10 protein-coding genes are annotated in these 12,445 nt (G+C 43.5%); 3 read left to right on the top strand and 7 right to left on the bottom strand.

Annotated features, from left to right (window positions below; translation table 11 throughout):
- Positions 1 to 135 precede the first annotated feature (135 nt).
- Entirely contained in the window at positions 136 to 1,026 is an 891-nt protein-coding gene (gene murB / locus MKX40_RS14305; RefSeq protein WP_339242548.1) for a UDP-N-acetylmuramate dehydrogenase, read from the bottom strand.
- Positions 1,027 to 1,289: 263 nt separating this feature from the next.
- On the bottom strand, positions 1,290 to 2,270 hold the full coding sequence (locus tag MKX40_RS14300) for an SDR family NAD(P)-dependent oxidoreductase (RefSeq protein WP_339242546.1): 981 nt from the start codon (positions 2,268 to 2,270) through the stop codon (positions 1,290 to 1,292).
- 243 nt (positions 2,271 to 2,513) lie between these two features.
- Between MKX40_RS14300 and MKX40_RS14295 the strand changes: the two genes are divergently transcribed.
- Complete coding sequence (locus tag MKX40_RS14295) at positions 2,514 to 3,188, top strand: class I SAM-dependent methyltransferase (RefSeq protein ID WP_339242543.1); 675 nt, start codon at positions 2,514 to 2,516, stop codon at positions 3,186 to 3,188.
- A 71-nt stretch (positions 3,189 to 3,259) separates the two neighbouring features.
- Here MKX40_RS14295 and MKX40_RS14290 read toward each other — a convergent pair whose 3' ends face one another.
- From MKX40_RS14290 to MKX40_RS14270, 5 genes are all read right to left on the bottom strand, one after another.
- Positions 3,260 to 4,666: a PQQ-binding-like beta-propeller repeat protein gene (locus MKX40_RS14290; RefSeq protein WP_339242541.1), complete on the bottom strand. Its 1,407-nt coding sequence runs from the start codon at positions 4,664 to 4,666 to the stop codon at positions 3,260 to 3,262.
- A gap of 192 nt (positions 4,667 to 4,858) precedes the next feature.
- Positions 4,859 to 6,910 (bottom strand): serine hydrolase domain-containing protein, encoded by a 2,052-nt coding sequence (locus tag MKX40_RS14285; RefSeq protein WP_339242539.1) that lies wholly within the window; start codon positions 6,908 to 6,910, stop codon positions 4,859 to 4,861.
- A gap of 111 nt (positions 6,911 to 7,021) precedes the next feature.
- The gene (locus tag MKX40_RS14280) at positions 7,022 to 8,323 is read right to left on the bottom strand and encodes a GHKL domain-containing protein (protein WP_339242537.1); all 1,302 of its coding nucleotides are present in this window, start codon (positions 8,321 to 8,323) and stop codon (positions 7,022 to 7,024) included.
- The gene (locus MKX40_RS14275) at positions 8,324 to 9,064 is read right to left on the bottom strand and encodes a LytTR family DNA-binding domain-containing protein (protein WP_339242535.1); all 741 of its coding nucleotides are present in this window, start codon (positions 9,062 to 9,064) and stop codon (positions 8,324 to 8,326) included. It lies immediately after the preceding gene.
- A gap of 198 nt (positions 9,065 to 9,262) precedes the next feature.
- Positions 9,263 to 10,027: a YheC/YheD family protein gene (locus tag MKX40_RS14270; RefSeq protein WP_339242533.1), complete on the bottom strand. Its 765-nt coding sequence runs from the start codon at positions 10,025 to 10,027 to the stop codon at positions 9,263 to 9,265.
- Between the two features lie 203 nt (positions 10,028 to 10,230).
- On the opposite strand from MKX40_RS14270, the gene MKX40_RS14265 reads away from it, so the two are divergent.
- Together MKX40_RS14265 and MKX40_RS14260 are read left to right on the top strand one after the other, a co-directional pair.
- The gene (locus MKX40_RS14265; protein WP_339242531.1) at positions 10,231 to 11,040 is read left to right on the top strand and encodes a DUF6492 family protein; all 810 of its coding nucleotides are present in this window, start codon (positions 10,231 to 10,233) and stop codon (positions 11,038 to 11,040) included.
- A gap of 17 nt (positions 11,041 to 11,057) precedes the next feature.
- Positions 11,058 to 12,431, top strand: coding sequence for a sugar phosphate nucleotidyltransferase (locus tag MKX40_RS14260; protein WP_339242530.1), 1,374 nt, complete (start codon positions 11,058 to 11,060; stop codon positions 12,429 to 12,431).
- Positions 12,432 to 12,445 lie beyond the last annotated feature (14 nt).

Genomic DNA, 12,445 nt, shown 5'->3' with positions numbered 1-12,445 from the left:
CTCCTTATAAACACGATGAAATATTAAAAACAATCACTCTAATATTACCATAATTAGTATATGGATTCTTGTACGAATCCAATGTGTCCAATCAAAAAAGGTCGCCAACGGCGACCTTTCAAGTATTCATCGAAGCTATTCTCCCAGGAAGATCACTTCGGTTTCCAATTCAACCTGGAACGTATCATATACTTTCTTCTGAATAAATTGAATCAGATCCATGTAATCCTGGGCAGTAGCGTGATCCACATTTACGATAAAACCCGCATGTTTCATGGAGATCTCTGCACCTCCGATACGAGTGCCTTGCAAGTTACAATCCTGAATCAGTTTACCGGCAAAATGTCCTTCGGGTCGTTTAAATACACTTCCACAAGAGGGGAACTCAAGCGGCTGCTTGGATTCTCTCAGGAACGTTAATTCCTTCATTTTGCTTGCAATATCTTCCTTGTTTCCTTTTTTGAGCCCGAATTCGGCCTCCAGTATGATATAGTGATCCATCTTGAAGAGACTATTTCGATAACCAAACTTCATCTCTTCTCGAGGAATCTCCAATACTGTACCGTCTTTGGTGATCACAGTCGCTCGTTCAACAACATCTTCGATCTGACCCCCATAGGCACCCGCATTCATGTAGAGTGCGCCCCCCGTGCTTCCGGGAATACCGCAAGCAAATTCCAAACCGGTTAAGCTATGCTCCAAAGCAAGCCTGGATACATCAATGATATCAACGCCACTTTGCGCAATCATACTGTCTCCACTCACTTTAATTTGATCGAAATGACTAAGGGAAATAGTTACACCTCGGATACCTCCATCTTTGATGATGACGTTGGAGCCTTTGCCAATAACCGTCAGCGGCAATTGATGTATGTTGGCAATCTCTACGATTTTAGTGATTTCGTCTATCGTTGTTGGATGGATGAGGATATCTGCTTTACCACCAATTTTAATAAACGTGTGATTTTTTAGCGGTTCATTGAATTTTACTTTTTCTAAAGGTATGTGTTGCTCAAAAATATTCATGATTTTCTCTCCCTGCGTTCTCAAAAAGAACATGATTCCTCTATTTTAAATGGAAAAGCACTCACATTACAATCCATCACATTTATTTCACTTCACTGAGCCGTATAATGTATCCTTTCTTCCCTCTGTTCTGATATATGATATTCACCTAACCATGAGGGATGTTACTTTCTCAAATAGTATGAGCAAAATAAAAAAACGCTACTGACAACTTCAGTAGCGTTTAGTGTGAATTCAATTTAATTATTGTGTAAATCAAGGTTTTACGTGGTTGGGATATCCGTATCCGTCAGCTCTACGGACAGATTCCATAGACGAAGAGCTTGCTCAGGATCTATCGCATATTCTTTCACCCCATAGAAACCTCCATCTTCAGGAGCCATTTCACTGATGTCACAATCCTCGCAGTAGACACCGCCTTTGCCCTCAAGCTGAGGAGAAGTTGCTGCCCAGACTTGCGTTGCCGCCCCCTGTTCAAGTGTTTTGAATGCAGGATTGGCCACTTGTCCAGATTCATCAATCCAGCCCAATGCGATCATCTCATCTTTAGGCATATGACGCTGCAACGGCGTCATAATTCCACCTGGATGAACCGAGAACGCACGCACTCCCTGTTCAGCACCACGTCTGTCCAGCTCAACGCTGAATAAAATGGTTGCTGTTTTGGACTGTCCATAGGCAGGGAATTTCTCATAATCATGCTCAAACTGGATGTCATCCCAACGAATCGGTGAGAAATGATGTCCCGCTGATGCCAAGGAAACAACACGTGCGCCACCCTGATTTGCAAGTGCTGGCCATAACAGATTAGTCAATGCAAAGTGGCCTAGGTGATTGGTTGCAAATTGAGCTTCCCATCCAGGACCAACACGCGTCTCCGGACAAGCCATGATGCCCGCATTGAGAATTAACATGTCGATGTTGCGATCACTCGCCACAAACCGCTCGGCAAAGGCACGAACACTTGAGAGATCCGCGAGATCCAGTTCGTCAATTTCCACACCGGACAGTCCGGATAGAGCTTCTTGGGCAACAGCTGGCCGGCGTGCCGTCACAACGACGTGAGCCCCTGCTTGGACGAGTGCGCGTGTCGTCTCCAACCCCAGGCCGGAATAACCCCCTGTTACAATAGCAAGTTGTCCTGTCAGATCAATATTACTTAATACGTCCTCTGTTGTACTCCGATGATCGAATCCTGAGCCAATTTTATGTTGTAAGGTTTTAAAGGTATCTTCTTGTGTCATCTCATCCGTCTCCTTTGAAATAGTTTCTATCTAATGCAAGTCTACACCTTAGAGTACACTCTAGGTCAAATACAGCGAATCATTCGTCTTAACATCTCCGTTCAATCTGAAAAAAGCCGCCGGTTGGCGACCTTTTGACTCGGAACCCATAGTTCCAGCCTATGAACTTATCCATAATTGGTATTTCCCTTGTTTCCTTCCAGTTTGTAAACTATGGAGAAAACCTCAAGGAGTGATGAGCATATGGAACTCTCAGTAAAGCAGCTGTTCGATAAGGTAGCCCAAGATTATGATGTGCAGCGAAAACAGCTTATCCCTTGTTTTGATGATTTTTATGGAATGGCTCTGAATCTAATGGAGTGTTCGCTTAATTCGCCACGTATTCTTGATCTGGGTGCAGGAACGGGCCTTCTCTCCGGATTGGTCCTGCAAAAGTACCCCAACGCACGATTAACCCTGATCGACATCAGTGATCAGATGCTCGAAGGGGCACGTCGAAGGTTTGCTGATGCTACACAAGTAGAGTACTTGGTTGGGGATTACTCTAAGTACGACTTCACCAGTTCCTACGATATGATTATTTCCTCCCTATCTATTCACCATCTGACCCACGCTGACAAGAAAAAGGTGTTTAAAACTGTACATAAGCTGTTAGAACCAGGTGGTCGTTTCATCAACGCAGATCAGGTTCAAGGAAGAACTCCAGATACGGACACTTATTACCGCCAGCGCTGGTTAGAAGCGATTCAACAAAGTGGTTTGTCTGAGGAAGCTATCTCGGCTTCGATCGAAAGACGCAAGGTGGATATCAATGCCACGCTGGAGGATCAGTTTATGTGGTTGGAAGAAGCGGGGTTTCCTGTGGTTGATTGCATGTACAAATCCTTGGACTTTGCAGTATTTTACGCGCAAAAATAAAAAAGACCGGATTAGAGGCGCAAGCTATGCCATGATCCGGTCTTCTCCCTATAATTTTCATTCTGAAACAATTATTTCAGCGATGCTGGAAGCTTAACGCCAAGAAGTTTGCCTTCAGCCTGGATAATAATCATTCCGTTTGTCTTCAACGTCGTGTTGTGCAGGTCACCACCGGTGGAGACTCGAAAAGCAGGCTGCCCCGTCATCGTGTTGAGTGCAAGTAAGGTGCCGTTACGTTGCGCTCGATACATTCCTTTACCGTAAACATCGATCTGAGCAACGGGGGCATCACCATGCCACTGTACCTCCTGACCATTAGCCAGCTTAATGCCTGTGAGTTCTCCCGTGTTGGCGTTTCTGAAGATCAACCGTTCCTGTGTAATGCCAACCCACACCATATTTTCTCCATAAGGGCTACGAAAAGTTCGAAGTGGCGTGGGTTCAGACTTGGTTGAAGTCAATGAATACTCGGCTATTTTATCCCCTTGCAAAATGTATAGTTTATCTTTACTCGTAAAAATTCCGCCATACCCATTTTCATACGGTGGATCACCAGGGATTTTCCAGGTGTATTCCTGACTTCCTTTTAACACACCCGTCTTCAGGTTGTACGCATTAACTTTCCATTTGCGTTCAGGCGAAGATTCGTCATCATCTCCCAACATTGGAGAATAGTAATCCGCTGAATATACAAGACCGTCTTTGATCTGAAGAGCCTCCCCCTGACCAAAATGACCCCATAGCTTCTTGCCTGTTTTCTTGTCGTATGCATTAAGCTGAGTGGACGTAAGTGCTCCTTGAACAAAAAAAGTTCTCAGCACCACACCATTAGCTTCTTCCAGATACTCAGTACCATGACCTTCCCCTAATGGTTCATCTGCCGACCAACGCAATTTGCCTGACTTGATATCCAGTGCAAACGTTGTACTTCCTTTAATCACGTAGAGCGTATCCATTGTTGGCACCAACACTTCTGTACGTTGAACCGTATCAATCCAGGTGGATGTGACAGATTGCCATTTTGCTTTGCCTGTTTTTGCATTCAAGGCATAAGGCTTATGATCACTGGTCAGTCCGTAAAGGACGCCGCTTTGATAGGTGATATAAGGTGTCAGATCTTTGCCGTAAGTCCAGAGCCTTTTACCTGTTGTCGCATCAAGTGCCACCAACTTCGATCCAGCAAACGTGAATACTTTGCCCTCTTCTGCAATGGCACTTGCTCCGATGTACGTCTCATTCATATTCAAATAGTTATCTACATTTGCTGTCCAAGTAGGTTTCAGTTCAGGTACAGTGATTCGCTGATACGAATACCAGTTACGAATGGATACATCCGATGCTTCAGCATGTGCCTGAGATGGCAGTACGCCGTTGACTCCATGAACCATCAGCATTCCGGCAGTAAGACCAGCAATGATGGGTCTGCCTGCACTTCTTTTATAATGCTTCATTGTGTGACGTTTATGTCGATTGATCATAGAAAGTGATTCCTCCTGTGATAAATGAGCCTAATATATAACTACATAAAATATAACGAGCATTGAGGCCGAAAAGTTACTCGATTGTTAAATTATTCTAAAAATCAAAAAGCCGCCAGTTGGCGACTTCCTGAATACGACATTAGTTATGTGACAACGTTGGGAACGTGATTTTGTAATGAGGTCCCTGCTTTACTTTAATTCAATCTGGAATACATCACCGGCGTTGCCACCAAAAACGATAAAACCACTTTTCGGGAGCTTCGTTGATTCCTGATTGGTTGCTACAGAGAAATCAACCACTACTCCTTGATCATCATACACTGCGTAACCTCCGCTGTTCGGAGAATTCACCGTGATGGATTTGTTCGCCGATCGGGAATCGATGGCATACCACCTTGCTTGACCATTAGCCGGGATAGTCGTAATTCCTTTTTTTCCACCAAAGATTGGCGTAATTGCATCCTCTGCAATGTATTCCTGCCCATCCTGGATCAAAATCTCGGCACCATTTTTCGTGTAAAATTGTAGATCGAAAGCATCTCTTCCGTTCATCACAGGAATCTGGGCGATGTTCTTCGCATTATTCGCATCCAAGATTTCCGTGCCATTGGCGTAACCATTTTGGGCATCAACAGACAGATTTTTGATCAGCATCGATGGAAGCAGATAAAAGATCGATGTTATTTTTTCATCCAGTGCGTAATATTTCGAGCCGTCACGAGCTGTCCATTTCTCTTTTGTTGTTGCGTCCAGCGCATGTTGATCCAGTTTTTGATAATCATACGTGTTCATTACGGTTTGGCCTATCCCAGGTAACGTTATCACGGCCTGAACTTTAACATACACCTTGTCATTACGTTCCTTCACAAAACTGGCTTTCACGCTGCCATCTGTACTTGTAAAATGTTCATCACCTGTGTACACATAGTTCTGCTCTGGAATAATTCCACCCAGCAATGCAGGCAATTTGAACTCGTCATCCTCGATCTTTATATCCAACGTCTCTCCTACCGTACCGTAGAGACCGGAGTACGTGCTTAATTCTGTGGGCATCTTCACTTTATCGGGTGACGAGAAGGTCTGATCGGGCTTCACCTTGTCAATAATACCTTGATCCGCCAGAACTTCCAGTAGCACTTTGCTGGCAAACATCTGATTGTAAACGGAAGATCCACCGGAAGATAAGACCGCCATTGAAATATCATGTTCAGGTATCGTGATTAACACGGCATGATACATCATGGTATCTCCGCCTTTGGCAAGTGCGGTAACCCCATAATCGCTGAACGGTGCAAGATCCACCGCATCCCACCCCAAGCCATAATTGATCGTATTTTGCTCATCTGATACCCAGATGCCCTTACGATATTCATGAGCTTGCATGGCCTTCACAGCAGATTCGGACAGAATATCCGGTCTATTCCCCATCAAAACCTCTCCGAATTGACTCAACTCCTCTGCGGTGGAGTACACTCCGCCTGTACCGATAATGTTTGCATTTTCGGTTGGCATCTTCATTGCAAGTGTTGGCCAATAGGTCTCAGATAACTTTTTTCTATCAAAGTCATCCATTGGCGTCTTCGTTGATTCCAACTTCAGTGGCTCGCTGATGTACTGGTCGATATATTCGCTGTAGGATAACCCACTCACCCGTTCCACCATAAGCTCCAGCAACTGGAAGCCATCATTGCAGTAGACAGAATAGGCTCCCGGCTTGGATTTCAGTTTTTCGGACTGGAGTTTGAGTAATAGCTCGTCATGATTGCGGGTGTCATTATCGTCAAACAACATACTGTTTCCATAATGTGTACCGTAAAGACCGGATGAATGATTCATCAACATGCGCGGTGTGATTTGAGTATATCGCGGATCTGCCATCTTAAAGTCTTTGATATACGAAGTAAGCGGCTCATCCAGATCTATTTTGCCGGAATCAACCAGCTTCATGGCGGCTGCCGTAACAACCATTTTGCTAACCGAACCTATGCCATACATGCTTTCCTTGTCTATTGGTTTTTGTGATGCCTTGTCGTGCAATCCAACACTATCTGATAAAATGAGTTTCCCTTCGTCCCTGATCGCATATTGTACACTGGTGACACCATAGTTTTGCACCATCTCCGTGGCGATCTGCTCCGCCCGTGTCTCAATCGTTGTACTGGTATTCTCCTTTGCGCTGACATCTGTCATCGGCGTAATTACAATCACGGCTGTACATAAAAGACTAATTAATTTTTTCATCCCAATGTCCTCCCTCAAATGTTCTTATGAATGAATTCATCATATCCGGTAAATGACAGATCGAACGCAATTGGACCCTGAATGGAAAAAAACAATCCCCGAACGGTATGTTCAGGGATTGTCGGTGTGAAACGGAAGCACGACCATGTTGTTAAACTTCCGAGACGGATGTTCAATACTCATATGTCCGCCATATTTCTCGCATATTCTCGAGATATTGGTTAGACCGATGCCATGGTACTCGGGATTTGGCTTTTCACTTTTCAACTCAACGATCGGTTTCTCTACATGATTCATAATCTGAATGACAAGTGCAGATGATGTGGAGTGAAGTGCAATAAGGACATATCGATCCTCCGCCTGTCTAACCTTCTTGGAGGCTTCAATTGCGTTATCGAGCATGTTACCAAGCACCACGCACAGATCATAACGATCGATTTGGATATGTTGCGAGTGGAGTTGGATTTTGGTGTCGATTTTGATTCCGTTTGCCTGCCCCATAGCCAGGGTATTTGTAACAAGAGCATCAATGACCAGATTGCCGGAATTCACCCGCTGATACGCACCTTCAATGGTATTCAATGTAGACTGGATATGGTCACCAGCAGCCACCAGTTCGTTACGTTTGATGCATTCATCTATATACAAAAATTGCTGATTGATATCATGGATGATGCTTTTAATATTTTTAAAACTATGAACGGTCTTCTCATAATTGGCATCCTGGTAATCCATCTGACGCTGTAACTGGGTATTTTCATGCGTGAGCTGTGCTTTTTCCACCATATTATCAAATACATAAACAATGAATACATTGAGAAATAGAGAGCCTAGTACAGAAAAGACGTAGAAAATGTTTTTTTCACTATAGATGGAGGCCACATTGATCTGATAGATCGTAATTATCGGCACAATGAGAAACAACAAATAATAACGATAATGCACAGCAAAACCTCTGCGTTTCGCGACTAGACGTACAATTTGAATAACAATGAACATGATACTGCAACCAAGCAGCATCACCTTGGAGAGAATCCAGTGATTTTCACCATTGAACTGTTCCCATGAGATGAAGTCTCCTGTGGATTCCAAAACGCCTAGAATATATACAGCTATCGTATTCGCCATTGTAATCAGAACCCCATACAGGATGGTAAACACAAGCTTGATTTTAAGCTCCACATCATAGGATAGTGCCAGACTGAAGATTAATACTAGGGCAATCGCTGTCGAAACGAGGTCGGAGAAGGAAGTTGCCAAATAAAAGTAATCCAACAGCACAAATACCAAGAAATAGACTGCTCTACGCGGCTTCCGCTTGGACTTCCCCAACACAGAGTCAAAATAAAAATTTGCCTGGAAAGCCATAAGTAAGGTCACGAAGATGATAGAAAACATCATATACATGTCCATTTACTGAACCCTCATAATCATGTATTTGGTATAGGCATCCTTGACTTCCTTAATCTTGGATCTGCCTATGGGCAGCTCCGTCCCATTTAACATAACGACTTGAGTACCGGAAAACTTCTGCACGTGCATCAAATTAATGATAATCGAGCGATGAATCTGTAAAAAACCATGGTCTTTCAAACCGGAAGCATAGCTGGATAAAACACCTTTGGTCTCATGCACATTTTCTCGTGTCACCACATTCAACTTGTTCTTGATCGTTAAGCTTTTGACGACCTCCATCCAGAGGATGTCATCATATTTCAGCAGCAATTCATCATAGTCTGACTTGATCAGCACATACTTTTTCTCCAATGCCTGAAAATATTGACACAGCTTAATCATCTTCTCCTCGAAAACTTGCGGCTGTATTGGCTTGATCAGATATTGAAAAGTGATGACATCGAAGCTCTCCACCATGTATTCCGGGTAACTGGTCAAGAACATAATCTGTACATCCAGAAACTTCATATTCCTGATCTCTTTAGCGGTCTGGATTCCGTTCATTCCACCCATCTCCACATCCAAGATGAGAATATGAAATGTATCCCCAACCTCTCTGTAGTGTGAGAGCAGTTGTTCTCCAGATGTGAATAGGCTAATTTGAAAATCAAAATTGGTTTTTAGAGATAAGGAGACCAGCATTGATTTCACACGATCTCGCTGCTGCTGCTCGTCATCACAGATTGCAATATTAAACATGGAGGGACATCCGCCTTTCATCAACATCGACTCTGAATTTCACTCTCGAATATACTATTTTAGCATAGGTTTCAGTGTCGAATTAGGATGAGATGCATTATTCCGACCCTAAAACGCAGATCAACAAAAAAAGTCGCCACATTGGCGACTCTTGAACTTGAAACCTTCTCCAGCCATTTCTATGAAAAGTCCGGTCGGTTATTCTGTTTTTTTGGGCACAGCATGGCGGTAAAATCGTATTACCTTGCGATACATTGTCTTGTCTTTTAATTGATTGAATATATATGGGTCGGGTTTGACATTTACCTCAATAATCCAGGGTTTCAGACTATGATCAAGGCCGATATCTACACCAATTTGCATTAGATACGAGTACTTTTTTTTCATATGACGAGCTATGCGCAGGCTAAGCTCATTCATCTCCTTAACCAGTTCATTCCTACGTTTAGTGGATGCATGTGATTGTAGCAGCTTGTGAATATCCATCGGTGTACCACCACTATGATAATTGGTTACGATTTTCTTTGGATGACCCAGTCGGCCGATGATTCCGGTAGCTTCCCATTGCTTGGTCGGGCTTAGCTGTATCATGACTCGGATGTCAAAACGTCTGTTATTGTGCTTAAGAAGATGGATTCCTCTCTGAATCAGATAGCTTCTTTTATTCACCAAACGTGTCAGACTGGTATAGAACGATTCAAAGCTGTTAAAAGTCAGACGTTTTTGATCATGCTGATAGACAAAATGTTGATGATCTTCCATTTCAGCCTTAATGACACCCATCCCGAAAGTACCTCTCTCAGGTTTAATATAGACCATTCCATACTTGCTGATCATAAATTTCAGATTCGTTTTGTTATATTTCTGTGTGTCTGGGATAAACGGTTTAATAGATTCATTATTAATAATCAATTTTGTTTTTAACCACTTGCTTCTTAATGGCTGCAATTTATCAACTCCCATGTCGTACATTCTTCCTTCAGCAGCCGCATCAAAGCCTGCTGTTTGATCAAGATCCTGCATGCATTATATGTCATACCGATATAGGAACCCTCTACAAGAGCCCCTATTCGTAAAAAATGTATATTAGCACATGCCCTGACCAAACCACTTTTGCACACATACCATGGAAGAAGTCATAACGATATGTGCAAGGAGTTGAGAAGATGTCCGTTCAGCGTGGAATGCAGTTAAATGCTGCGCCCAAGATTGATGTTCTTATACCAGCGATCGAGAAAGATCTGGCTACTCTTCCCCACGTCATTGATAACATTCGCCGTTACGTGAAGCATCCCATCGGAAGCATATATATTGTTTCTCCGGTCAGCTCCAAAATCAGAAAACTTTGTTCCCTTAAAAACTGCATTTTTGTTAATGAGCGATCCGTCCTGCCTCTAACCAAAGACGAGATACACTACCAGTCCTCCCGATGGAATCGGTCAGGCTGGTTATATCAGCAGCTGCTCAAAATGAACGGAGATTCCATTGTGAAGGCAAAGCACTTTTTAGTCATGGATGCGGATACCGTAATGATTAAGCCTCATACATTTCTTGTAGAAGGCAAAACCGTCTTTTACTGCCGTGACTGGAGCCAGCCGGAATATTTCAATACCTACCGCAAGTTGTTAGGCATGAAAGCTCCACGTCCCCGCTCTTTTGTCACCCATTATATGCTGTTCGACAAATCGAAACTCGCTGCCTTAAAACAGAAAATTGAAGATGTTCATAAGCTGCCATGGTACAAAGCGATCATCTCCAATATCAATAAGAAAAAGCAGTTTGGTTTCTCCGAGTATGAAACGTATGCCAATTTTATGTATACGAAAAACCCTGGCAGCATGGCCCTTAGAAGTTCCATGAATAAAAGTCTGAATGTGAACGCTTCTTCGTTAAAAGAGCAACAAATCCGTAATCTGGCTCTTAAATACCGTTCTCTTTCCTTTCATAAACGGAAAATCTATAGTAAAGCTCCCTGAGCGTAAGGAGGAAGCCCATGCATATCGTATTGCTGTGCGGCGGCTCTGGCAAAAGGCTCTGGCCTTTATCCAATGAGCTTCGCTCCAAGCTGTTCATAGATATACTTCCATCACCCGCTGGAGGTAGGGAATCCATGATCAGCAGAGTATGCCGTCAGCTTGGCAGTTCATCCCTAACAGATTCAACACTCATTATTTCACATCAGGATCAGGCTAATATTACGGCACGACATACTCAAGGCAAAATACCAGTCATTGGGGAACCTTATAAAAGAGGCACTTTTACTGCGGCTGCCTTAGCGACGTTATATCTGCAATCCTTCCGAATGGCCAAAGATGACGATGTAATCTGTATCGCTCCAGCTGATGTGTTCGCAGGTGAAGATTTTTTCAGCAACTTCCAATTACTGCCGGATATATTGAAACATTCTCAAGCCGATATCGCTTTAATTGGGACAAGGCCTACACATGCTTCAGAACAGTATGGATACATCCTGCCGGGTGGGGAAGAACGTAATGCTTATGCGCCCATAACACAATTTATAGAAAAACCCGAAACCACCATTGCTGAAACTCTGCTACAACGTGGGGCACTATGGAACTGCGGTGTGTACGCATTCACCGTCACGTTTATGATATCCCATATTAAAAAAATGGGGCTTCCGGTTCATTATGATCAATTGTCGTCCCTGTATGAAGCGTTGCCTGAACGCAGTTTTGACAAGCATGTTGCAGAAAAGGCACAGCGGGCCGTAGTCCTGCCTTATAAGGGAGTGTGGCAGGATATCGGAAGCTGGGATACGCTGTGCTCCCAGTTAGATACCCATGTAATCGGACACGGTGGAATCTCGGGTTCTTCCTCCGATTCCTATATTATTAACGAGCTTCCCTACCCCATCCAAGTCATGGGTGTGCCAGGTATTATCGCTGCCGCAAGTCCGGATGGCATTCTCATTGCCAACAAAAATAATTCAAATGAAATTAAAGCGCAATTGGGTAGCTTGCCACTAAAACCGATGTATGGCGAAGCAACCTGGGGCAGTTATCGTGTCATTGAAAGTTCGTTAGAAGATGAGAGTGCAACAGTAACCACATTAAACATAACGGTTCTACCGGGCAAACATATCGGGTTGAACTGGCATAGAACTGGGTGTAGAGCATGGACCGTGCTTGCAGGCAGTGGGCAAGTGCTTGTCAACAGAAAGGTCATGCAAGTGAGCATGGGCAATCAGTTCGCGATTACCAAGGAGAGTCTCTTTTCTATTCTGGCTGAAACCAGGATGGTGATCCTTGAGGTCCGGATCGGAGTAACAGAGGAGAAAGACAACATACTTTTTGAAGAAGAAGATTGGAATGTAATCCTAAAAAGTGCAGGTTCATCTAACGTTTAATGGGAGAATGAACC

Source organism: Paenibacillus sp. FSL R5-0517 (genome assembly GCF_037974355.1).
Lineage (GTDB): Bacteria > Bacillota > Bacilli > Paenibacillales > Paenibacillaceae > Paenibacillus.
The sequence above is the reverse complement of the archived record's forward strand: the minus strand, read 5'-3'. Positions and strand labels throughout refer to the sequence as shown.